Below are 24,399 nucleotides of genomic sequence, written 5' to 3'. Positions count from 1 at the left end.
TCCACAAAGATCAACACGCCCTAGCTATTTAAAAAAACCTGCTCGAGCAAAGAGCTATAAATTTCTTCTATTTTTACTAAATCACTTATAGGTACATGTTCGTTTACTTGATGTATCGTATTATTACGCACACCGCACTCTATAACTTGAGTGTGGTTATTTGCAAAAAAACGCCCATCGGATGTTCCACCGCTGGTACTGAGCAGTGGATAACTGCCTGTTTGCTTGTAAATAGCCTGCTCAACATGAGAAAGTAAACTCCAGTCATTAGTGTCTGCTGTATAATATGGCTCACACGGACGCTCCCACTCTATTGTAAAGTAATGGGCAAACTCACTAAGCGATTGTGTCAATAATGCTTTAATCGCCTCGCTGCTATATGCATGACTATAACGCACGTTAAAAGTAACCTCACAATAAGCTGGCACAAGATTATCAATAACGTTATCAATATTAATACCCGTTACTTGCAATGTGGTTTTTGAGCTTTGTTCATCAAGTTGCCACGTTTGTTCACTCAAGTAATTAACTATTTTAGCAGCTATAAAAGCTGCATTGATCGTATTATCAGGATAAGCCACGTGCCCAGCCTTACCTGTTACCTTAATGCGTGCAGAGAGTGCACCTCTTCGCCCATTCTTGATAGTGTCACCTACGCACATATGGCTGGTTGGCTCTCCAACAATACAGCCATCAAGTACAACACCTTGCTCGGCCAGTTTATTAACAATTACTTGAGAGCCAAATTCAGCCTCGCCTTCTTCATCAGATGTAATAAGCCAATACAATGTTCCTTGCTTATTCTCGCTATTATTAATAAGATTATTTGTTGCGCTAAGCATTGCAGCCACACCACCTTTCATATCTGCAGCGCCTCGACCATACACTGAATCACATACAATATTCCCTGCAAAAGGTGGACTTAACCATTGCCCTGTTGCTGCTGGTACTACATCTATATGCCCTGAAAAGGCGACGCATGGTCCGGTTCCAAAACTAATTGAAGCGATTAAATTACTCACGCCGTTTACATTAAAATGCTCACATTGTAATCCCAAGTCACTCAATTCTCTAGTAAGCCAATCAATTGCTCCAGCCTGATTAGGTGTAACAGATTCAAATCGAATAAGCGTTTGTAAATATGCAACAACGTCGCGTTGGAATTCTCTTTCACTGATTGCTTTATCAAAAATAGCGATAGCCATATCAAACGCCCTTTATTGCTTAGCCCTAACTTTAGTTAAGAGACTCACGAAAATATTGAGTTATTATTAAAGCCTGAATTTATGACTAAGCGATGTCAGTATTAATACACAGCTGTGACTATTTTTTATATTTTATTATTATGAGCTGTTTAACTTTTGAGGTTAAATTTACAGCAAACTGTGTGGCAATCAGGTAAGGCAGAGCCTAATCATGAAAAAAAGAGACGTCGTTTTCTCGATTCTGGTTAAGGGGGATTTATAACTTTTGCTACCTAAAAACCTGAACTTGCACGCACTAAACACATTCAGAACAGCGCTTTTAGTTATTTAAGAAATCAAGAGTCAAGTATCTCTGTCGCTAATCAACATCAAAATTAATCTAAATCAATAAAACACTTCACAACGTTCAAACATTTTTGAAACTTTGATCTAGGACAGGTTTTGAACATTTTAAAACTGCAATAATAGCGTCAATCAAAAAGTAGTTCTTGGAGAACAACATGAAAACCACTATTAGTATTGCATTACTGACTTCTTTATTAGCACTTTCTCCTGCTGCACACGCCAATTTTAGCGTAAATGTGGGTGCTATTAACATTAACCCTGATAACAGCAGCTCAAAAATTAACGAAGCACCGACTTTAGGTCTAAAAGGTGATTCTGATACGCAACTAGGTATTACGCTTGACTACGCATTTAACGACCAATGGGTGCTAGAGCTTATTGCAGCAACGCCATTTTCGCATGATGTTAATGGTACTGGTGGGCTAGCGGGTAATAAAATCGCGAATATAAAACAACTCCCCCCTTCACTTATTGCTCAGTATCACTTTTTAGATACAAGTTATGCATTAAGACCATTTGTTGGTATTGGAGTTAATTATACAACATTCTTTGATGAGCAACCGTCGCAAGCGCTTAAAACAACGCTTGGTACAAATGATGTAGAAGTAAAGTTAGACGACTCATTTGGATTTGTAGCACAAGTAGGTGCTAATTATAAAATTGATGAAAAATGGGGTTTACATGCAATGGTATCAATTATGGATATTGATACTGATGCCACAGTGTATGCTAATGGCGCAAAAGCTCTCACTTCAACCGTTGAACTGGACCCAGTAGTCGCCATGTTTGGGGTTAGGTATAATTTTTAAAAATGCTTTAATGCATGTGTGTGCAAAAGGCCGAAAGGCCTTTTTTATTTTAATTAACTAATCATTTGGGTAAGTTATTTGCTTTTTTCTGTTCAAGCATTTCTTTCCAATGCATAACTTCACTTGGTAGTATCGGTGTTTTACCTTTAAAACTAGCGACTTCAAGCATTTCTTCGATACTTACAATGCCTTTTTTACTTTTAAACACACCGCGTACATAAGCAATAGCATGTAAGCCTCGTGCTGAATGAAATTTTTGTTCTATATAAAAATACTTATGATCCCAACCAACTAGTTTTGTACTAATAGTGTAGCGTTGCATTGGTTTAATATCACGGATATACGTGATAGCGGTAGCATTAACAATAGGAAACCAACGGCGTTTCAAAATTTGCTTAAGCAAACCCACTCGTTCCGTCATCCATGTACGTGACAAATCCATCATGGCTAAATAACGTGAATTTGTTAAATGCAGATTTATATCGCAATCAGTTGGTAGTGCTTTGTAATCAATATCTACTGTATCAAGTAAGTCTTGATATTGATGATTACGCTTAATTTTAAAAAATAATAAAAGAAGTCGAATATATAAGTTCACAGCAAAGGTCTTACCAGTTCAATTTACCTGAGTGTAACACAGGCACTTGCTAAGACGAATATTCTGCTTTAATCTGAGGTTATAAATACAACTAAAAATTTACTTATGAATTCAAAATTAAACATCCTTATTGCTAGTATATTCTTAACAGTGAGCCACCACGCGTTAGCCGATTTTAATTTCCCCGGTAATGGCTCTATTACTTACTCTACAGGGGTAGAAAAATCGTTTGAATTTGGTTTTGCTTGGCAACAAAAATTTAAGAAGTTTACTATTGGCTCAAAGAGTTATGAAATGGATCAAATTCCTAGTTCTTACTCAGTCGCCATCACGCTTGCAAAAGACGGCAGCCAAGTATGGGTTCAAGAATTTAATAATGGATTTATAGAAGCGTTTGATTGGACAATAGGCAAGCACACCATCACTCTAAAAAAACAACAGTTTAGTGATCAAGTGAAAGGGAATTATGTTATTGAGTTAGATGGCCGAAGTTACTTTTTTGCTCGTAATAATGCCAGTATTGTTATGAAATTTGATGAAGATGGTATAAAGACGATTGCCATTGATGGTGTCAAAAAAAATATGGGCACTAAAAATTAATTAGCGCCCTATTTTAAATATTGCCGTATTTTAAACTTTAACTGTTTTACGGTTAATACTGTAATCTCGTAGTTTATTTGCAACTGCTGTATGGCTAAGACCTAAACGTTTAGCGAGCTGTCGTGAACTTGGATAAGCTGGATAAAGTTTGCGTAATAATGTTGCTTCAAAACGTTTTACCGCTTGATCCAGTGAACCTTCAAAATCAGATTCTAAATACCCTAAGTCATGCGTAAACGTAGGTAACTGTAAATGCTCTACTCGTAACTCACTATCATCTAATAAAGATACCGCACGATAAATTGCATTTTCTAATTGGCGTACATTCCCAGGCCAAGGATACTGTTGTAAAAAGCTTAAGCATTCTTGAGATAACAGTGGCACCGCGTGACCATTTTGCTGTGCATATTTTTGAATAAAATGCTCTGCGAGTGGCCCAACATCGGCTTTGCGATCTCTAAGTGGTGCAATATCTAATGTTAATACGTTGATTCGATAGTATAAATCCTCTCTGAACACGCCCTCTTGCACCATAGCAGGTAAGTCTTTTTGAGTAGCTGCGACTATACGAACATTAACTTTAACTTCGTTCTCATCACCCACTTTCCTAAATGTGCCATCTTGTAAGAAGCGCAATAACTTAGTTTGCAGTTGAGTCGACATTTCGCCCACTTCATCTAAAAATACAGTCCCACCATCGGCTTGCTCAAGTACGCCGCGTTTAGGTGCTGCATTTTCTTCATAGCCTGCGTAGCCAAATAACTCAGATTCAGCAACATCGTCTGGTAACGATGCACACGACAGCGCAATAAAAGGCTTCACTGAGCGATTAGATGCATAATGACACGCCCGTGCTAATAGCTCTTTACCTGTTCCTGTTTCACCCGTAATTAGTATTGGTGCTTCTAACTGAGACATTTTACGCGCTTCGCGAACAACACGACGCATAGCAGTACTAAAGTTATGAATAGTTGCAAAGCTTTCTTGTCCGTAACGTCTAAACGCACTAACTTGTTGACCTAATCGGCTTTGTGATTTTATATTAATAACAGCACCGGCAAGTACATCACCTTCACCACCTTGCGGCACAGCAATAGGTAAAATATCGGCTATAAAGTCTTCACCAGCGACTTCCACTCTGGTGGTTTGCCCTAATACTTCTTTACTTTCTAACCAGCGAGTAAAATTAAAGCCTTTCAACAAATTATTGATATTTGCACCAATAACCTCTTTTTCGCTCAATTGTAAGTCTTTACAAGCCGCATCGTTACATAAGCGTACCCAACCCTTGGCATCAATAGAAATAACACCATCGGGCAATGCTCGAAGCAATGTGTTTAGCTCATTATGCTCACGCTCAGAGGGTAAAAAAGCGGTTGTACGTACATCATGAACACCATCAATTAAACGAATTGATGGCATTATTTTCTGGAACTGTTCAAACTCAATTTCAGGGAAACTTACATACATACGACAATTAACTGAATCAACCTCTATTCCTTTTAGATCAACACTGTAATTAACTAAAATATTGAGAATTTCTTGGGCGATACCGATTCTGTCAGCACAATGAATATCTAAACGCATACATCCTCTAAGGAAGGAAAACTATATTAATTGAATAATACGCTAAGTGGCTATGAGAAGGTAGTTTATTGTAAACATTTTTGGACAATACTAGTATTTATAATAAATGAGTAGATACATGGATTTATTCACGCAATAACAGCAATAACATATTTACTCCATGAAATATGCCACTACTGCTATTGCAGTTCTTAATAAAAATTAATCACCTTGTGGGTATTCAGACCAATCACCGCCATCTAATTGTATGTATGGTCGTTGATTAACATACATCATTATAGTATCTGCATTTTCAGCAACTTTTGGAGCTTTCGGTAAATTATCTAACAAATTTGCTATACTATTTTTCCCACCAAAAACATTAGTTTTCAATGTTTTACTCACTAATTCTGACAATGAAAAATAACTGATTGAATCATCAATTACAATTTGGGAATAGTTTTGCACATCAGGGCCAATAAATTTAATTGCAACTGGAACTGATACAATAGCTGGGCTTGGTATTTCTCGCAAACCAGCAAATTGTACTTTGTCTCCTTTTAGTGCAGCACCATGCTCAGGTACTACCATCAGCATTACATTTCTACCACGTTTTTCTAGGTTTTTAATAAAGCCATTAATATCAGAAAATAAGTTTGCATGCCTAAGAGGATAACTTTGCTGGCTATTCATGCGGGCTCTATTAGCAAGTTGATTACCATCGTGTAAACTCGTGGTATTGTAGTACATTGCACAAGGCTTACAGTCTTTAGCTTGTTGGTCAAGCCAGCCGTTTAAAACCGCACCATCTGAATAAATAGGGCTATTATCAAACCCATACTGAGCAATAGGCATAGAATCAATATTAAATGGCTTGCTGTCTAAGCCACCATATCTATTTATTAGGCCTTTAAATTCATCAAAATGCCCATCGTGATTCATCACTACGTTGTTTTGATAGCCTAGTTTTTCTAAGTTCTTAAATAAATAACACTGTTCTGGCGCATCCTTGAACAAAGACGCTTGGTTTGTTTGTCCACAGCTTGCTCTTAATAATCGAATGGCTGCTGGACCACTATATGATGTGGCTGAGTTGAAATCAGGAAACACCACATCAAAATCTTTATACATGTCTGTAACGCTAATACCTAAAAAATTTAAGTCAGCAACTGCCATAGAACAAATATTTAAAATAATAACGTCAAACAACTCGCCATTGTATTCCTTTGGAAAGTGACTTGTTAATAAGCTTTGTTGTTGATAAAAATCACTAAGCTTTTGGTCGGGCGATTGGTATTGGGTTGTTACAACAGGCGCCTTACTTTGAGTTGCAATACTACTGTTATTAACCACTGTAGGGCTTTCATTAATATCTAATGAGTTACTTTGACCTTGCCAGCCAATAAACGCCAAGCCAATAATAGTCACTGTAGTAAACCGAATCCATTGAGAGCTGTACCAAAATAAAACAACAATAATGAATAAGCCAAGTAGCATATCGACATTAACTACCCGCCCAACTAGTTCGATAAAATAATCAAAGCTAAAATCTTGAACGTTACCAGCCTGTTTAATTAAACGATTAATGGGAGGTAACCACGAATCTTTATACAGTAAAATCACAGCTATAATCAGTGCGATAATGTGTTTAACCTTCTCAACTCGCGCATTTTTAAATTGTATTACTAACAAAGCGGCCAACGCAGCATTGCTCAAAAAACTAAAATCGATTACGCCGTAATAATACAGGGCAAATTTAACTAAAAAATAGAGATTCCAAACCCCTAGACCAGACAATTTCACTTACGTTCCTTATTTTTAGGTGTATAGGGTTCTAGCACTTCGTGCTTAAATGTCATTTTGTAATAATACTTTTTTAATTTAGATACTATGTAAGAGCCAATTAGGCACAATAAAACACCAAATAACCCCGAGATTAATGCTGTAATTAAAAGTTGATTAATACTCATATCACAGCTCTTTAACTTTCATTGTAAAAGCTTTTGCATCAGGACGTTCCTGAGTGAAAAATTCAGGCGTAGCAATATCAATACTGGGATTTTTTGCTAAAGCAGGATCGAACTTGTAACTGTCATTTTCTTTTAGTTGATTTGTAAAATCACTCACATCTTTATCTCTATAATATCGGCGTAATTGTTTACATTCTTGCTGAATATAGAAGTGGTCCGAAATAATGCTCTGTTGAGCAAAAAAATCACTGGTTTCTAATTTGAATAAATGTTTAATCGCATTCATTACATCATTTTCTCTACAAGCATGTAGATACAAGTAAACTTTGTTTTCAGCAACACTAAATACATCACCTTCACGTTTTATGTGAAATAGATGAAGTGGGTGAATAGGATCTATTCTTGGTAATAACTCAAGTACAACCAGTACCCCGCTGACCCCTAAATTAACCGCCGAGTCACTGTGCACTTCAACTTGGCGAGTAAAATCAATAAATGGTAAGTAACCTTTTGAAAACGTGTTTTCAGTATATCGTAATACATGCTCAACAGATGGAGGCAATGGTCGAGAAAATTGAAAGCCTTGGATCGACTGAATTTGCGATAACAACCGAGAAGGTTCGGAAAAGCTATACAAAATAAGATTAACACCCAGCGTTAAAAATAAGCACTCGTCTTGGTGCCTGATAATCCCATCTACATTTTGAATCACGAGTTTTAACCAACGACCACAATTTTTTCTCAATTCAAAACATTGTTTACCCAACTCAGATAAGTCGGTATAGCGTGTAACCGAAAATACTAATGTTGCGGCTTCTAGCTGAGGACCTTTTTCAAATAAATCGCTGTTACTTTTTACAACATGGTAATTTGCAGGCAGCTTTGTGCCCTCTGGTACTGAGTTTTGTACTAACCACACAACATCTTCATCATTAAAATATTTATTGCTAAGTGTTTGGGTTTCTATTTTCCCTTCTTCTACAACTAACCGATCATTTTGCAAAATTAACTGATAGTGAGTATTTGATAATACCCCTGTGCTGTGTCTCCAATAGTCGTACTCAAGTACTCGTGCAGCCGAATCATTATCGACAAACACAACGCCGCTAAAGAGTTGATTTAAGCGCCTTACTAAAAATCGATAATTAGTAACTTCAGGACCTGAGATTAAAAATAGAAGACTAGTATTTGTATCAATTAAAAATGATTTATATTGCTCAATAAGCGTTTCAAATTGCTGTTCAGTGGTATCACGTAATTGCTGAGTACCAAAATGAACAACGATTAGAGCATTTTTTATATTTTCATACGCACTTAACTCTTTAATAATCCCTTTATTTATGCGTTTTGCATTCCACTCACTAATTTCTTTTGTAAATGAAAAAGAATGTACTCGGCCTTGCTCACTAGCATCAAGTAATAAATTCGAACAAGAAGATTCAAAGAATGACTCTATCTGAGAAGAGACTATAAAAATATTTTCTTTCACATCATTGGGGCTTATTGAATGCAATATAAACTCAATAGAAAAATTGTCCAAAGGCGCTAAAACAGCATAAATTGCAGCAGGTTTTATTTCTTCAGCTGCGGGGTCTAATCCCAAAATGTTAAACTTATGCACACAAAACACCTTTCAAAAAAATACTTTTTTACTAGTTTTAGCCGCTATTCTATATATAATAGTCAAATAATGTCCATATATTATAAAATAAAACATACTGATACAGGTAGTAATGCAAAACTTAATTTCAAAAAACCCTCAAACACTTACATCTAACGATATAGCAAACTTAGCTCATCGCTTTGGCGGTAAAAGTGAAGATTACATTGAAATAGTGAATACGCAAAAAAACATGCAAACTATAAATAAATATGCGTTATTAAAAGAAATTGATAACGAACTTGCGTCTATTACTAGCCGTTGAAACTATAGGTAACCCCATCACGTGCAAAGAATTTTTTTAAAAGGTATAAAAGGTGGTACAGGTTGTACCGCAATTGTGGCTAATCTTGCCTGCGTGCTGAAAAAATCCGATGTACACGTAATTGCGATTGATTTAGACCCAAAAAGTGATTTAGGGCTGCATTTTGGTTTGCCTTGGAAAAACACACAAGGCTGGAGCGACGCTGAAAATTTCAACGATATCCTGACATGTTTTTACCAAGATAGTGACGGCATCATTTTTTTACCCCATGGCGAAAAAACACCTTCTAATACCGCATTAAACGAACTGATTGATAATTGCAATAAACTGGACAATATTCAAAACACTTGGGTACTCTTCGATTGTCCTAGTCATATAGATATCAGTAACTACACCTTACATGAAGACGATATTGTCATTGAGTTAGTCAATTGCGATGCGGTATGCCACAGTCTTATTTATAGACGTTTGCAAAAACTAAAAAAGACAGAAAATTCGTGGCATCACTTTTTTTTAGTTAACCGATACAATTCATCCTCTGAATTAGAATTCGATTTATTCTCACTTTGGCAGTCAACACTCCCACTTATGGCACCTTTTTTTATAAATAGTGACGAAGTGATTAAAGAGTCAACGGCTTATCGTAACGTGGCACTAAACTGTGCACCTTATAGCATTGCTAACGACGATTTCGAAACGCTGGCTGGCTGGTTGGTAAGTAAAACAGCATTATGATCTCATTTAAGGCACTTCATAAACACCCTTTTCAAAACACCTTTCGACTGGTGCTGAGTTTATTGTTTAGCGAAAAATTAGTCCGTTTGATTCTGTTTAAGTTTCACGGCTACTTCAATCAACACAGAATGAATGCGATTGAAGCATTGCTGATGCCATTTCTGATTATAGTAAGTTCTCTATTTGTAAAAATTAGCGTTCATAAGCGTAATATTCGTGAATCGATAAGCGTGAATTATCCGCATTTAAGACAACCGTATAGAAACCATCCTTATTCAAATTCAATACGCTTTATTTTACAAAGCGTTTTTTTGACGTTCGTTAAAAAAACGACAAAAAAAAGAGCGACGAAAGAAAAAATATCACACCATTTCTATGACTCAGTGAATCGTCTCTTTAGGCAGTTTAGGTGGTTTGATTTAAAATTAGGTAAGTTACTAAGGCGTATACTGTCAAAAAGCAAAAATAAACCTAAACAAAGTGCTTTTTACTCTATTGCCGATGCGCATGTTTGGCAAAATAAATATGTAAAATACATTGTGATTTCATTCATATTGTTTTTATTAACAATTTTTATCACTATTCCTTTCAGTCTAGAAGCGCAAGCCATTTTTATAAGCTTCATTTTATTAGTCGCCTATTCACTTAAGCGAATAAAAGGCCAGATGGCAACGATTGTAATGATCACTTTATCGGTGACAACGTCCTCACGTTACTTATGGTGGCGTTACACTGAAACACTAAATTGGGATGCTCCTCTTGCTTTAGCCTTAGGAGCAGGACTACTACTTGCTGAAACATATGCTTGGCTTGTTTTAATACTTGGTTTTTTCCAAACTATTAATCCACTCGAACGCAAGCCCATACCATTACCTAGAAACACTGACTTATGGCCTACGGTTGATGTGTATATCCCAACTTACAATGAACCATTGAGTGTTGTAAAACCAACTACATTAGCAGCGCTAAGTATCGATTGGCCTGAGGACAAGTTAAATGTGTATATTCTCGATGATGGTAAACGTCCTGAATTTGCTGATTTTGCAAAAGAAGTTGGCGTAGGGTATTTAACGCGTCCGGATAACAATCACGCCAAAGCTGGCAATATGAACAGCGCTATGCGCTATACCCACGGTGAGTACATTGCTATATTTGACTGTGACCATGTTCCTGCGCGTTCTTTTTTGCAAACAACCATGGGCCAATTTTTAAAAGACAGTAAAGTCTGTTTAGTGCAAACACCACATCATTTTTTCTCTGCTGATCCGTTTGAAAGAAACCTTAACAATCACAGCCAAATCCCAAATGAAAACATGTTATTTTACGGGCTTATTCAAGACGGTAACGACATGTGGGATGCGACTTTCTTTTGTGGCTCTTGTGCGGTATTAAAACGAGAAGCGCTGGATAACATTGGTGGTTTTGCATTTGAAACTGTAACCGAAGATGCTCACACAGCACTGCGCATGCAACGCGCAGGCTATAAAACAGCTTATATCAACATTCCACAAGCCGCAGGACTCGCTACGGATAGTTTATCGGCGCATATTGGGCAACGAATTCGTTGGGCACGCGGTATGGCGCAAATTTTCAGACTTGATAACCCTTTAATGGGCAAAGGGTTAAGTATTCCTCAACGCTTGTGCTATATAAACGCAATGTTACATTTTTTATCGGGAATACCTCGTATTGTATTTTTAACAGCCCCTTTAGCACTGATCTACTTTAATGCCTATATTATCTATGCGCCTTTTTTAGCTATTTTTATTTATGTAGTACCTACGCTTATTCAAATTAAAGCGACTAACTCACGCATTCAAGGTAAATACAGGTACTCATTTTGGGGCGAAGTGTATGAGTCGGTGTTGGCTTGGTACATATTGAAACCAACCACTGTTGCCTTATTTAATCCTAATAAAGGTAAGTTTAATGTAACAGAAAAAGGTGGGCTAAATGATGAAGAACATTACGATTGGGGCATTTCTAAACCGTATTTAATTCTCTTACTTATTAATTTACTCGGTATATTTGTGGGTGTATTACGTTTATTTTTAGGTGACCCAAGCCAGATTGGCGTACTTATAATAAGTATGGGTTGGGCTTTTTATAATATTATAATTTTAGGTGCTGCGGTTGCTGTTGCTGCTGAAGCTCGTCAAGTAAGGCACTCGCATCGTATAAAGGCAAACTTTCCTGCCGGCGTTCGTTTAGCAAATGGCCATACTTTAAAAGTAAAAATAACGGATTATTCAGATAACGGCGTAGGCATAGAGACAGATCACGCGCATTTATGCCGTGTTAACGATAAAATTGAATTATTAATGAGTCGCGGTAATAAGCAATTTTCGTTTACAACGTATGTATGTAATACCCGCAAAAAACAAATTGGCCTCACACTTAAAGATTTATCTCTCGAAAAACAGAGAGCTTTTATACAATGTACCTTCTCAAGAGCAGATGCTTGGCTAGATTGGCAAAATAACTTTAGACATGACCGTCCATCGTATAGCTTCAAAGAAGTACAAAAAACCAGTTTACGGGGCTTTAGTAATTTATTATTTCATGCTCCAAGAGCGTTACAACCAGTTATTAAGTTAATGACTAATATTGTCATTTATATAAATTCATTTACTCCAAAAAAACCGATAGTGCATAATAATTATGATTAAAAAGTTACTTAATACATTTCTAACATTGTTACTTATTAGTAGCGCATATAAAGTGCTCGCTATCGAGCCTATGCATGACAAAATCCTGTTTGTAAATGGCTACCCTGAGAGTGCTCAGGTTTCTAGTTTACGCCTTAGCTTTGAAAAATTAGGATTCAACGACTATAAACTCGACGGCGTGAATAATAATTCTCGTGTCGATTTCACAAATAGAATTGATAAATTAAGCACTAATTTAAAGCTTAACTTTTCGTACACTAACTCACCTTCATTACTGGCTAATGTATCGCACTTAAAAGTTTATTTTAACAATAACTTAGTAACAGTATTGCCTATTAATGAACAACTAAGTGTTGTAAAAAATACGGTAAGTCACAGCCTAGACCTAAATGCTAAATACATTAAAGACTACAACCAAATTCGCTTTGAACTAGTTGGTTACTATGATTTACGATGCCAAGATTACTTTAGCCGCTCAATTTGGACTGAAATAAACAAATCAAGCCACATAACGCTTGATCAAAAGCAGTTAGCAATTGATAGCCGCCTTGAATATTTACCAGAACCATTTTTTGATGCTAAAGATTACAACAAATTAAACTTACCTTTTGTATTTGCAAGCACACCAAATACACAGGCAATAGAAGCGGCAGCCACTTTATCTAGTTGGTTTGGCGCACAAGCAGACTGGCGTGGCGCTAACTTTCCAGTAGTTTTAAATAAAACACCAGAACAGCACAGTGTGGTGTTTATTACTAATGATTCAAAACCTGATTTTTTAAAAGATTATCCAGATGTTGAAAAGCCAACCGTCGAGCTAATTTCAAGCCCTATTCACAGATACAATAAAATGCTGTTAATTTTGGGGCGTGATGAAAAAGACTTAAAAACAGCCGTAACGGGTCTTGTATTTGGTCATAAAATTATGACTGGCCGAAGTGCAAGCATCGAAGCAATTAATAAGCTACCACTGCGTAAAGCATACGATGCTCCTCGATGGCTCAGAAGCGATCGCCCTGTGCACTTTGACGAACTTATTGACTACCCAACTCAGTTACAAGCTGAAGGTCTTAACAACGGCCCTATAAAACTCAATGTACGTTTTGCACCTGATTTATTTACTTGGCGTGAAAAGGGGATTCCGATCACTTTGCAATACCGTAATACGCCAGATAGCGAAACCTTAAATTCACGTTTGAACATGTTAATAAATCAAAAGTTCATAACTGGTTATTTACTTGATAAAGAAGATACATCTTTAACAACCGCTAAAACGTTGCTGCCTTTAATCGCTAACACAGACACAGCACAAAGCGCAGATGATTTTTCATTAGAGGGTATTAACCTTGCCAATCGCAATGAACTAAACTTTGATTTTAGATTTGCAGTGCTTAAAAAAGGCGAGTGTGCCGTTGCTCCACCTGGTGGCGAGTACGGTGTAATTGATGGAAACTCCAACATTGATGTAAGTGGGTTTGACCATTACATAGCTCTGCCTGATTTAAATGTATTTGCAAACAGCGGATTCCCATTTACAAAATATGCGGATTTACAACAAACTTTAGTATTGATAGATGAAGTTCCATCACTTAAAGCGCTATCTGTATTGTTTAATTTAACAGGCCACTTTGGTGCTATCACAGGTTACCCCGCTCATAGAATAAGCGTTGCTCATTTAAATGAAGATGCCAACTTAGATGATAAAGACATCTTAGTAATCGCCAAACCTAATAGCATTGCTAACAACTTAGATGAAGATGCGCAAACTAATATCTTGCTTGATAACAATCAGCGCGCTATTAAACAAGCTATATACAATGGAGCTTACGATGAACAAACAACAGATAAAGTTCAAGTAAGTATAAAAAGTAGTGGTGATATGGCCGTTATTACAGGCTTTCAATCACCGTTTGATTCAGAACGCTCAATTGTATCGCTAAGTGCAACATCACAAAGAGCCTTTACTCTTTTAGATGATGCGTTAATGAGTTCACAAGCTCTTGCGCAAATTAAAGGCAGTGCTGCGGTCATAAATTCTCAAGGCATTAAAACAATTAAAACAGATAAACAGTATTTTGTTGGTCAGATCCCTGTTCATACCTTAATTTGGTTTCACTTATCAGATCACCCATTTATATTAGCGTTATTATCTATTTTAACGCTACTGCTGATCTCATTTATTCTATGGCGATTATTACAAGCACTTACATACAAGCGTTTAGCTGAAGGAGATAAATAATGAAGTCACTTATAAAGGTATTCTGCGTTGCTGTGGCATTATTTGCTTTTAATGCGAAAGCACAGATAGAACAGTGTCAGCCGTGGCAAGCATGGCAAGTATTTAAAAGCCACTTTATAAGCCCAGATGGTCGTGTTATTGATTTAGGTAGTAAGCAGAGTATTACAACATCTGAAGGTCAGTCTTACGCGTTATTTTTTGCTGTAATAGCAAACGATAAAGCAATGTTTGATTTAGTACTTGATTGGACCGAAAATCATTTATCCGAAGGTGATTTAAGTACGCGTTTACCAGCATGGCAATGGGGTATAAATGAAAAAAATGTAGGAGCAATTTTAGATTCAAACCCTGCCGCTGACTCTGATTTATGGATAGCTTATAGCTTATCACAAGCTGCTATTCTCTGGGATGACCGTCGTTATAGTATTTTAGCGGCCGTACTAGCTCAGCGTATAATACGAGAAGAAACAGCCTATATTTCTGGTCTTGGTTTGTCATTACTACCGGCTCCAGCTGGCTTTGAATTTAAAGATGAACAATATAAATTAAACCCTAGTTACTCACCTTTGTTTATATATCAACAATTTAAAAAACTATATCCTCATTCTCCTTGGGAGCAACTGCATGAAAGCTCAGCAAAGTTAATTCTAGATACGGCCAAACAAGGTGTTAGCCCTGACTGGGTAATGTACGACACTAATAATGGTTTTTATTACGATAAAAAAACAAGTGACGTAGGAAGCTACAACGCTATTAGGGTTTATTTATGGGCCAGTATGATGGCAAACGATGCACCTTATAAAAAAGAATTGTTAGCACAATTTAATCCATTTTTAAAAACAATTAATGACCGTGGTTATGTGCCATTAAATACGTTTTCGAAATCAGGTAAATCAGAAAAAAGAGGCCCATTAGGTTTTAATGCAGCTCTACTACCTTTACTTACAATACAAGACGATGATTCCTTAGCGATGACAATTCAGCAAAAATTAATGGTTGATAAGTCATTCACTCAAACTCGTTACTACGACAGTGTATTAAATTTATTTGGTACAAGTACTTTAAATAAACGTTTTGCAATTACAGCGGATGGAACATTACAACCTAAATGGAGTACTGAATGCAGCTAAAGGTTGCCCTACTCTGCGTATTAATACTGAGCCCAATGCTAAACGCAAAAACAGTAAATGATATTGATACGCGATCTGTTGAGTGGTTACTAAGCCAAATAAATATTGGTGAAGCACAAAAAAATAAAAGGCTTATTGAAGATAGCTTGAAAAAGCTGGTCGCGATTGCTCCAACCCGCATAGAAACACAGTGTGCTCAAGCGCATTACAGCTTTGTTAACGGTGATTTAGATGGAGCAAATCAACTACTAAGCAAGTTAGATAACGGACTTGTTAAGCAATCCCCTTGCATTGAAAAACTCAAAGTCATGTCTCGAATTGAAGGCAAAGATAAATCGGCTATTCAAGAAGCTAAATTACTAGCTCGCGCAGGTCGGTACGAACCTGCACGTCAAATTTATAATAAAATATTTAATAATGTATACCCAACACTCAATTATGAACTAGAACATTTAAGCTGGTACGCGCAAGACAGCTCTCAATGGCAAAGTGTTAAAAATGGTTACGAAACATTATTGCAAAGTTACTCTAATATAGGCCAAGTTGAGATTGCTTACGCGAGGCATTTACTCAGACGTAACCCAAGTGACAAGCACGCTATTCGTATTCTAAGTAAATACGGCTCAACTTCTAGCTTTAGTAATGAAGTAGAAGAGATTTGGCTCGGTTCGCTAGCAAACATGCCAATTAGTGGTGCCACTGATAAAGAGTTTCAAACCTACTTTATGCTTTACCCGTTTAGTACTAAAGGTGAGTTACAGTATCAGGATTTCAAAAAAGATTTAACAGCACGTCAAACCTTAATTGCAGATCCAGCCTATCAGCTCTGGGTTAGAGGCGATAAACTCCTTGAAAAAAACAAATTAAAAGCGGCTGAACCGTTACTGTTAAAAGCGATAAGTGGGCGACCTCAAGACGGTGCAATAATGCGAAGTCTGGGTATTCTTTATTTACGCTTAGGTGACAATCAAAAATCCTATGAGTACTTTACACGAGCGCAACAGCACACCGCCGATTTTGCACAAAGAGAAACCTTAAAAGGATTAGCTAAAACAGCAAAGTTTTGGCTTTATATACGCCAAGCCAAAGATGCAATTAATAAGAATGAATTTAAAATAGCAAAGCTAAAATTAGACTTAGCTGATGCATTGGAGCAAAACCCTAATGCAGTTTTATATAACAGAGGCTTGTTACAATTTGCTCAAGGGCAATACTCTCAAGCAGAACGAACCTATCAAGTTGTTTTAAAGAATGACCCTCTCAATAACAGCGCCTTATTAGGTTTGCTTGAAATCGCTGAACTTGAACAAAGTGAACAAGCTTTAACATCTTTTTATAACCGTTTAACATTTGCTCAAAAGGAGCAAATTAAGCAATCCTATTCAATATCGCTTAGTAGCCAATATCGAGCAAAAGCAAATACCCTAGCGCAAGCTGGTGATTTAGAGCAGGCTGAAAAAGTGTTGCGTGAGGCAATAGATATTGCACCAGAGCAATCTTGGCTATATTACGACTTAGCTTTTATATACCAACAAAAAGGGCTTACTAATAAAGCTCGTACGTTGTTTAATAACGTATTGTGGCAGTTCCCTTTAAATCCTCAGTTGCGCTATAGCCACGCGCTTTTTCTACGATCTATTGATGACTACCAAGGCGCTATTGCAACCTTGCAATATATTCCCTTTAGAGCCAGAAATGCAGATATTGTTACGTTAGAACAACAGCTACAACTTAACGAATCTTTAACCCAAAGCGAGCGCCATCTTGATGCTAAAAATAAAGCAACAGCCATCTATCATTTAAGCGCCTTAGAAGCACAAAACTTAACTCCCGTAATGCAAGCCGAATTAGCACGTAATTGGTATCGAATTAATGAAAAGCTATACGCTGTTAAACTTATAAATAAAGCATTAACGGCACAACCTACACTTTCTGCTTATTGGCATATGCTTTATGGCGAATGGCTATTAGAACAAGGAAATGAGCAACAAACTAAACAATGGTTCACCAGTTATGCTCTTTCAGAAAATGCATCTGAAAATGATGTTAATCAATATGTACAGTTACAAAACAACTATATTAACCAGTATTACAGCGGCAGCGATTTAATTGCGAAACTAAATCAACTAGACCAAAAATATAAAAATAACGCAGCAATAACCACAGCATTAATTAACGCAAATTTAGCGCTTGAACAACGCCAAGCAGCGATTATCTTATATCAGCAAAAAGTGCAAAATAAGCAAATTATTGAGCCACAAGCTTTACTAGCGATTGCTAAAGCTTACAGAGAGCAAGGTGATGATTTTCAAGCCAAAGAAGTAACACAACGAGCTATAACGCAAACTTCATCACAGGAAAGCTATTTACAGCGTCAAATTATGGCATCTCTTAATGATTTTAATTACTCAGGTGACGCACTTGGTTTAGCTGCAGAACTCATTACTAAATCGCCAAATGATACAGAGTTACGTTATTTGGGCGCCCAAGTGGCCAGCAATTTCAATGAAACAGAACAAGCTCAACTTTGGTACACACAAACACTCTCGCCTAACCGCACATTAACTGAAAAAGAGCTGTATAACTCGCTTTCGCTAATAAATGAAAGCGATGAGTGGTATATAAACGGCGCAAAGCGTGAGCTTATTAATGAACAAAACAAAAACCAAGCTTACATCGCTATTGGTGTTAACTTTAGTGGCCAGACAAGCACTGAAAGTGAAGCAACCCTTGGGGCTGGTTTAGTGCCTATTGAAGCCTATTTCCCACTTTGGCAAGGTCAAGGCTTTGTAAAAATAGACCCGACAACAATTAGTGCGCAAACAACACGTTTTGATGAGCAATTTGCGGGAAGCCGTTATGGCCAAGGTGCTTTATGTATATTTACGTGTTCTCTTGATGAAGTAAGCCCAAAAGAAAGCGGCGTAGATATTGGATTAGGCTGGCAGAATGAAAACTGGCGTTTAGATATAGGTACAACCCCTTTAGGGTTTTTAATTGAGGATATTGTCTGGGGCGTAAATTACGCCGATGATATTGGCGACTTTGGATACAGCCTTGAATTAGAGAAGCGTCCCGTTACCAGCTCAGTACTTTCTTATGCGGGTCTTGAAGATATAAACACCGGTAAAATATGGGGCGGCGTACGCTCTACAGGCCTCACTGCAAATATATCACACGATTTAGGTGGTAATTGGGGATTTTGGTCTAGTGCTGACTTTACCTTATATAAGGGCCAAAATGTAAAAGACAATCAGCGATATCGTATTATGGGTGGCAGTTATTATCGCGTAATTAGCAATCAAGAACGCGAATTTACTGTAGGGGCAAGCTTATTACATTGGGCATACCAATATAATTTAAGTGAAGAAACTTGGGGGCATGGTGGTTACTATAGTCCACAAAATTACGTTGGTTTATCAGTACCACTTAGTTATGACGCACGTTGGGGAAATGATTTTGTTTATCGTTTGAAAACGGGCGTTTCATATTCACAAACTAAAACCCAAGCAATTGACTTTTTCCCTAACGATCCAGACTTACAAGCAGAAGCGTTTATTCGTCAGCTTGAAACGGGAGCAAATCCAGCGTTTGAGGGCGACACAAGTTCAAGTATCTCTTATAACCTAGAGGGCAGCTTTGAATATAGAATAACGCCACACTGGTTTTTTGGTGGTTACCTGGCAATAGATCGTTCAGACTTTTACGAGCCTAACTTTGGCCAATTGTATATGCGATACTACTTCAACCCTGTATATGGCACTCTTGAATTTCCTGGCACTCCAATTGTACCTTATGTCGAGTTCTAACTCGGCATAAGGTGATACACCGCGCAATACTTCCCCTAGCACTAAGGTATATGTATACTTGTGCCCAATTGTAACTAGGATAAGGGTGTGCCTCTTACCTTGTGGTGTTATTACCCTATAGCAAATCATTATCTTAGCTACAAATACTATACTGATGGTCGAGCATTCTAGTAAATACAAATACTAAAATAGCTAAAGCAAAAAATTATAAGGCCATTACAACAATTCTTAAAGTTAGGAAGTAAATATGAGTTCAGCTCCAGATAGTGGCTGGTTTGGCCACCCTAAAGGACTTTCAACATTGTTCTTCACTGAAATGTGGGAACGAATGAGTTATTACGGTATGCGAGCTATGCTCGTATTATTTATGACGGCAAGCTTACAACAAGAAGGCCTTGGCTTTACCGTTGCATCAGCTGCTGCAATATATGGTTTATACACAGGCGCAGTATACTTTTTAGGTTTACCTGGCGGTTGGCTAGCCGATAGACTATTCGGTGGTCAAAAAGCGGTTTGGTATGGCGGTATTATTATTATGTGTGGCCATATTATTTTGGCAGTTCCACATGATTATTCATTTTTTATTGGCTTAATATTTGTAGCGACGGGTACTGGTTTATTAAAACCAAATATCAGCGCAATGGTTGGCCAGTTATACAGTGATGCCGACGAACGTCGTGATGGTGGTTACGCTATTTACTACATGGGTATTAACCTAGGTTCTTTGATTGGTTACTACGTTTGTGGTTACTTTATGGAAAACGTAGGCTGGCACTGGGCGTTTGGCGCAGCAGCTGTTGGTATGGCTATTGGTTTAGTGCAATATAAGCGCTCACTTAATAACTTGCCAGAGCATAGCGTTTTACCAGCCAACCCATTAGGCCCTAAAGGTACTTCCCGCGCATGGGGTGGTATTGCTGCGTTTGTAATTATAGCTGCAGCAGTGACTACAGCGGCAATGACCGGCGCAATTGTAATCAATCCAACAGTGGTTGCAGGATACGTAGCTGTTGTATTCACTATTATCTTTTTTGTTTATTTTGGTGTTATTTACTTTACAGGTAAATTAACTGATGCTGAAAAACAAAGAATGTGGGCGCTATTTTTAGTATGTATTGCATCAGCATGTTTTTGGTCTGGTTTTGAACAAGCAGGTTCATCATTAAACTTATTTGCACGCGATTATACTGACCGCCTTATTGGTACTTTTGAAATCCCTACAACGTGGTTTCAATCTTTAAACTCGCTGTTTATTATTGCCCTATCACCATTTTTTGCAGCGCTTTGGATTAATTTATCTAAAAGTCTAGTATCACCTAGCTACAGCGTTAAGTGTGCGCTTGGTTTAATTATCATGGCGTCAGGCTTTTTAGTTATGTTTATGGCGGCTCATTACGCTGCTGAAGGCTTAAAAGTAGCGCCTTACTGGCTTGTTACTACCTATTTTTTACATACAGTAGGTGAGCTTTGTTTAAGCCCTGTAGCATTAAGTGCGGTAAGTAAACTATCGCCTAAACGTTACACTGGTCAAATGATGGGTGTATTTGTATTAACTTACTCAATCGGTAACATCATCGCAGGTTTACTTGCTGGTAATTTCGATCCGAATAATGTCCAAGAAATCCCTAACCTATACCTACAAATTGCATTATTTAGCATTGGTGTTGGTGTTGTTTTAGTACTCATGACATTTAAAGCTAAAGTATGGGAAAAACAAGGGTTAGAAGAAAAAGCTTCTTAATTGTTTTTTAAATAATATAGCTAAAAACCAATCCCTCATAACCGCTATGAGGGATTTTTTTATTCAACTTTGCCGCACCACTGTTAACTGATATTATAGCCTGATTGATTAGAGAATAGACTCAGGGAACAGCTGTATATGCAATCGTTAACGATATTACATGCCACAATTTTAGCATTTTTAATTATGCTTTTATCAGCTTGTGGCGGCTCCAGTGACGAGGTTACACTCAATCCAAACAACCCAGTTGAACCAGAGCCAAGTACACTAACATTATCAAGCTCGACTGGTTTAGACACGACATTAGATGAAGGTAATTTTATACTAACCGCTCCTGCTGGTGCGACTTCTAGTAATACAGAGCTTACTTACGAGAAAACACTATTAGATGAAGCAAATGAGCAACAAAATATAGTTTCAGATTTACATAGTCTTACACCAAACTCGCTGACTTTAATTACCCCCATCACTATTTCAATAAAAATCCCTGTGGACTATGCATTAGGCGGGCAACTCTTTATAGCAAAACTATCAACCAATACATGGGACATAATCGAAAGCTCAACCGTGTTAGATGGCTTCGTTAGCGCGCAAGTGAACACATTAGGCACCTACGCAATACAAATGCAGCGTAATGAAACTTTTGCCAATATAGGCCCAACTTGTGATGCCAGTGCCACTAAACAATCAGTGAGGTTTGTGCATGTTGCCGATTTACATGCTCGCTTTGGCTACCAAGAGCAATATTTCAGCCGTATTAAAGCCTATTACAACCAAGTAGCAAGCCAAACTCCTCATACCTTATTTACAAATGGTGGTGATGACTATGAAAAAGGCACCGTTGCAGAGCAACTATCACAAGGTACTGCAACAGAAGAAGCAATTAAAGCGATGCAATTTGATGTTCGTGTTGTTGGAAACCATGATTACGCGTGGGGCCCAGAAAAACTATTACGTTATTCACAAGACGAGAATGCCATCGTACTGGCGAGTAATACACGGTATGAAGGTGAGCAACTACAAGATTTTGCAGGCGTTGGATTTGCAAAAGTACAAGTAGGGTGTGTCACTTTAGGTTTGTTTGGTATGACTTCTGTGCCATGGAATGAACTTGATGAACCAATTGAAGATGAACCAATCCCTGATTTCATAAAACAATTTAAAATGAGCTGGCAATGGCAACAAGTAGCGCAAAGCATTGTTAGTCAATATCGTGACGACGTAGATTATATGATCATGCTGAGCCATTTAGGTGTCGGTCTTGATACTGATATGGCAACTAACGTCGCAGGCATTGATTTAGTGCTTGGCGGCCACACGCATGGTGGTGAAAGTTTCGAGACACTAGACAACGGCGCGATTGTTATTCAGCCAGATTTTTATGCTAAAGGGATTACTGATTTAACGCTTGATTTTGATTTAGCGGATAAATCATCTCCGGTTGTTGATTACAAAACAATTGAAACCGACTCTATTAATGAACGAGATGAAACGACTAAAAAAGCTATTGATGAAATTATGGGTCGTTATGCTCCTGACGCTGAAACAGAAATAACTATTTCAGAAAATTATCCAACTACTTTACAATTAGCTGAAATAACCGCCTTAGCTGCAAAGCATTCAAGCTCAATAAGCGCAGCGCTTTTAAATCCTGAGCTAGTACAAAAACGCTGGACACCGGGCGCGCTTACCCAAGAAGATTTTCATAAAGCTTTTTATGTAGAAAGGCAGCCATCAAATACGCCTGGGTTTAACTCTGTCTATAAAGTAACAGTATCGGGAAGCGACTTAGCAGCGATGTTTGCCAGTCAACCTGATTGGTTTTCACTTAAACCTGAAGATATACAACCCACAAATAATTACGAAGTTGCGCTATTTAAAGGCGCGGCTTTAAATCCTGATTTATTTTTTAATAGTGTGACATTCTCAAACATAGAGCCAATAGCCGAAGCTTGGTGGCTACTTGATAAATATGCTCGATTTAGAACAAGCCAATGCCTACATTTGGATACCGACACTGAGCTTTACTCGTGCAGTAACGTAGCAAATGTAACTGTATGGAATTTTGAGGATGCTAACAATCCGCTAGCGGCTGATTTTGGGCCTTCAGTACTTAACTATTTCGATCCAAATGAAACCAATTGGAGCACTGATGAAACCCAATATAACACCACCACTCAGTTAAATATTGATGATTTAACTGACGGCCCTTCGGGTGTCATGGCATTTTCGCGCCACTCCCCGACAGAAGGCTTATTAATTGAATTAAACACCCCTGCAAATGGTGATTTTGCAAACGAAGGAATGGTATCTGACTACACACTTGTTATGGATTTATATTGGCCTTCAGAAGGCAAAGATATTTATCGTGCAATAATGCAAGCAGAAACAAACAATTATCTGGATGACGATGCTGACATATTTATAGACCCAAGTGGTGGTTATGGTAAATCAACAAGCGACAGTGGCTACTTTGGTAATACTCAGGCAGAAGCATGGCACCGTGTCGCATTTGTTTTCTACACAGCACCTACAAGTGGGGTATTTGAAGTATACATTGATGGTGAATTAGCTGGCGTTAAAGAAGACGGCGAAATTGACCGTCAATGGGCACTCAATAAAACGGTGCTTTTATTTACCGATAATAATTTTGAAACCGTAGCGGGTTACTTGAATGCATTGCTTTATGCTGGCCGTGCTATGACCCGAGATGAAATTAAGCGTATGGGCGCTGCACAACAAAAATTAACATTTGAGCAATCTACACGTACTTTAAACCAAACAATTGAACGTCACTACAAAGCAGCTCCAGCAATAAAAACTAACCCATGGCTAGAGCAGCGAAACAAGTTTTTTGGCAACGCCTCTCAAAGTGTAAACAATTAAGTACGAAAAAGCTTTTGCTTATTAATTATAAAAGGAGGTTTAACGCAGGTTAAACCTCCTTTTTAGTATTTAAATACAATAACTTAAAAACAAGCACTCCCACTTGAATTTATACCATATAACTTCATTTTACTTAACTGTATTACAAACACGTAACTTTATAATAACCGTC

General features: G+C 37.6%; 15 protein-coding genes. 10 read left to right on the top strand and 5 right to left on the bottom strand.

Annotated elements, in window-relative coordinates; translation table 11 throughout:
• Positions 1–20 precede the first annotated feature (20 nt).
• Entirely contained in the window at positions 21–1,205 is a 1,185-nt protein-coding gene (gene dapE, locus NRL14_RS01025; protein WP_306723775.1) for a succinyl-diaminopimelate desuccinylase, read from the bottom strand.
• 500 nt (positions 1,206–1,705) lie between these two features.
• On the opposite strand from dapE, the gene NRL14_RS01020 reads away from it, so the two are divergent.
• Positions 1,706–2,359 (top strand): OmpW family protein, encoded by a 654-nt coding sequence (locus NRL14_RS01020; protein ID WP_007376909.1) that lies wholly within the window; start codon positions 1,706–1,708, stop codon positions 2,357–2,359.
• Between the two features lie 61 nt (positions 2,360–2,420).
• Here NRL14_RS01020 and NRL14_RS01015 read toward each other — a convergent pair whose 3' ends face one another.
• On the bottom strand, positions 2,421–2,957 hold the full coding sequence (locus tag NRL14_RS01015) for a thioesterase family protein (protein ID WP_007376908.1): 537 nt from the start codon (positions 2,955–2,957) through the stop codon (positions 2,421–2,423).
• A gap of 105 nt (positions 2,958–3,062) precedes the next feature.
• On the opposite strand from NRL14_RS01015, the gene NRL14_RS01010 reads away from it, so the two are divergent.
• A complete protein-coding gene (locus NRL14_RS01010) occupies positions 3,063–3,557 on the top strand; it encodes a hypothetical protein (RefSeq protein ID WP_008134718.1) in 495 nt (164 codons plus the stop codon).
• A gap of 30 nt (positions 3,558–3,587) precedes the next feature.
• Here the strand turns inward: NRL14_RS01010 and tyrR are convergent, their stop codons facing one another.
• From tyrR to bcsE, 3 genes are all read right to left on the bottom strand, one after another.
• Entirely contained in the window at positions 3,588–5,144 is a 1,557-nt protein-coding gene (gene tyrR, locus NRL14_RS01005) for a transcriptional regulator TyrR (protein WP_149606649.1), read from the bottom strand.
• A gap of 201 nt (positions 5,145–5,345) precedes the next feature.
• Positions 5,346–6,926, bottom strand: coding sequence for a cellulose biosynthesis protein BcsG (bcsG, locus tag NRL14_RS01000; RefSeq protein ID WP_007376905.1), 1,581 nt, complete (start codon positions 6,924–6,926; stop codon positions 5,346–5,348).
• A 168-nt stretch (positions 6,927–7,094) separates the two neighbouring features.
• Entirely contained in the window at positions 7,095–8,714 is a 1,620-nt protein-coding gene (gene bcsE / locus NRL14_RS00995; protein WP_149606648.1) for a cellulose biosynthesis protein BcsE, read from the bottom strand.
• A gap of 112 nt (positions 8,715–8,826) precedes the next feature.
• On the opposite strand from bcsE, the gene bcsR reads away from it, so the two are divergent.
• From bcsR to NRL14_RS00955, 8 genes are all read left to right on the top strand, one after another.
• Entirely contained in the window at positions 8,827–9,018 is a 192-nt protein-coding gene (gene bcsR, locus NRL14_RS00990; protein ID WP_007376902.1) for a BcsR/BcsP family cellulose biosynthesis protein, read from the top strand.
• Between the two features lie 21 nt (positions 9,019–9,039).
• Positions 9,040–9,753, top strand: a complete 714-nt coding sequence (gene bcsQ, locus NRL14_RS00985) for a cellulose biosynthesis protein BcsQ (protein ID WP_149606647.1) — start codon at positions 9,040–9,042, stop codon at positions 9,751–9,753.
• Positions 9,750–12,422, top strand: coding sequence for a UDP-forming cellulose synthase catalytic subunit (gene bcsA / locus NRL14_RS00980; RefSeq protein WP_149606646.1), 2,673 nt, complete (start codon positions 9,750–9,752; stop codon positions 12,420–12,422). The genes bcsQ and bcsA overlap by 4 nt, the downstream gene beginning before the upstream one ends.
• The gene (gene bcsB, locus NRL14_RS00975) at positions 12,415–14,661 is read left to right on the top strand and encodes a cellulose biosynthesis cyclic di-GMP-binding regulatory protein BcsB (RefSeq protein WP_306723774.1); all 2,247 of its coding nucleotides are present in this window, start codon (positions 12,415–12,417) and stop codon (positions 14,659–14,661) included. The genes bcsA and bcsB overlap by 8 nt, the downstream gene beginning before the upstream one ends.
• Positions 14,661–15,791, top strand: a complete 1,131-nt coding sequence (bcsZ, locus tag NRL14_RS00970) for a cellulose synthase complex periplasmic endoglucanase BcsZ (protein WP_306723773.1) — start codon at positions 14,661–14,663, stop codon at positions 15,789–15,791. The genes bcsB and bcsZ overlap by 1 nt, the downstream gene beginning before the upstream one ends.
• Positions 15,782–19,600 (top strand): cellulose synthase subunit BcsC-related outer membrane protein, encoded by a 3,819-nt coding sequence (locus tag NRL14_RS00965; RefSeq protein ID WP_306723772.1) that lies wholly within the window; start codon positions 15,782–15,784, stop codon positions 19,598–19,600. The genes bcsZ and NRL14_RS00965 overlap by 10 nt, the downstream gene beginning before the upstream one ends.
• Positions 19,601–19,847: 247 nt before the next feature.
• A complete protein-coding gene (locus NRL14_RS00960) occupies positions 19,848–21,341 on the top strand; it encodes a peptide MFS transporter (RefSeq protein ID WP_033031529.1) in 1,494 nt (497 codons plus the stop codon).
• A gap of 138 nt (positions 21,342–21,479) precedes the next feature.
• On the top strand, positions 21,480–24,227 hold the full coding sequence (locus tag NRL14_RS00955; protein ID WP_306723771.1) for a metallophosphoesterase: 2,748 nt from the start codon (positions 21,480–21,482) through the stop codon (positions 24,225–24,227).
• Positions 24,228–24,399 lie beyond the last annotated feature (172 nt).

The organism is Pseudoalteromonas sp. 20-92, assembly GCF_030847595.1.
In the GTDB taxonomy this organism is placed as follows: Bacteria; Pseudomonadota; Gammaproteobacteria; order Enterobacterales; family Alteromonadaceae; genus Pseudoalteromonas; species Pseudoalteromonas fuliginea.
The sequence above is the reverse complement of the archived record's forward strand: the minus strand, read 5'-3'. Positions and strand labels throughout refer to the sequence as shown.

What these genes read in the sequence shown, in the direction of transcription:
- dapE (WP_306723775.1), bottom strand. Translation starts at nt 1,205, where the DNA reads ATGGCTATCGCTATTTTTGATAAAGCAATCAGTGAAAGAGAATTCCAA.
- NRL14_RS01020 (WP_007376909.1), top strand. Translation starts at nt 1,706, where the DNA reads ATGAAAACCACTATTAGTATTGCATTACTGACTTCTTTATTAGCACTT.
- NRL14_RS01010 (WP_008134718.1), top strand. Translation starts at nt 3,063, where the DNA reads ATGAATTCAAAATTAAACATCCTTATTGCTAGTATATTCTTAACAGTG.
- tyrR (WP_149606649.1), bottom strand. Translation starts at nt 5,144, where the DNA reads ATGCGTTTAGATATTCATTGTGCTGACAGAATCGGTATCGCCCAAGAA.
- bcsR (WP_007376902.1), top strand. Translation starts at nt 8,827, where the DNA reads ATGCAAAACTTAATTTCAAAAAACCCTCAAACACTTACATCTAACGAT.
- bcsA (WP_149606646.1), top strand. Translation starts at nt 9,750, where the DNA reads ATGATCTCATTTAAGGCACTTCATAAACACCCTTTTCAAAACACCTTT.
- bcsB (WP_306723774.1), top strand. Translation starts at nt 12,415, where the DNA reads ATGATTAAAAAGTTACTTAATACATTTCTAACATTGTTACTTATTAGT.
- bcsZ (WP_306723773.1), top strand. Translation starts at nt 14,661, where the DNA reads ATGAAGTCACTTATAAAGGTATTCTGCGTTGCTGTGGCATTATTTGCT.
- NRL14_RS00965 (WP_306723772.1), top strand. Translation starts at nt 15,782, where the DNA reads ATGCAGCTAAAGGTTGCCCTACTCTGCGTATTAATACTGAGCCCAATG.
- NRL14_RS00960 (WP_033031529.1), top strand. Translation starts at nt 19,848, where the DNA reads ATGAGTTCAGCTCCAGATAGTGGCTGGTTTGGCCACCCTAAAGGACTT.
- NRL14_RS00955 (WP_306723771.1), top strand. Translation starts at nt 21,480, where the DNA reads ATGCAATCGTTAACGATATTACATGCCACAATTTTAGCATTTTTAATT.